1 protein-coding gene is annotated in these 474 nt (G+C 42.8%); it reads right to left on the bottom strand.

The annotated features are described in order from the left end of the window. Positions 1–5: 5 nt before the first annotated feature. The gene (locus tag FC65_RS12975; protein ID WP_156408653.1) at positions 6–254 is read right to left on the bottom strand and encodes an IS66 family transposase; all 249 of its coding nucleotides are present in this window, start codon (positions 252–254) and stop codon (positions 6–8) included. Positions 255–474: the final 220 nt, after the last annotated feature.

Raw genomic sequence — 474 nt, 5'->3', positions numbered from 1 at the left:
CGATTTTACCGCCTGTTCACAAGTATTATTGAAGTATCGATCGCACCATATTGTAAAAAGTCATTGAGCGCTTCTTTTTGACCAAGCGCGTAGTTGAGTGCTTTTCCTAGCAGCGATTTGGGTAGTGCAGCACAAGTCGATACTACCTTCCAAAACTGATCCAGTAGCGGTTTTAGAATCGTGGTTTTCTTTTTCAGTCGGTCTACCGGTTTTAGCTCACGCCACTGCTTTTCCCAGTAGAACGTCGAGTTCAGTAATTTTTAGGGGGCTTTAGCGGCTGGGTTATATTTAGCTGCTTCAAAAAACTTGCGACGCACATTCGTCAGACAACCAACCTGCGTTGAGTGATCTACTTTGAAATAAATTTGACAGCCGTCGCATTATAAAACGCCCTTAAAGCCGTGATATAAATGCAAAAGGCAGCTATAAAATGTAGGAAAACGGGGGACTTTGTCAAATAGTGTTGATGGTCCA

It is taken from the genome of Ligilactobacillus acidipiscis DSM 15836 (assembly GCF_001435755.1).
GTDB lineage: Bacteria > Bacillota > Bacilli > Lactobacillales > Lactobacillaceae > Ligilactobacillus > Ligilactobacillus acidipiscis.
Note: the sequence above shows the minus strand (reverse complement) of the source record. Positions and strands in the feature narration are given on the sequence as shown.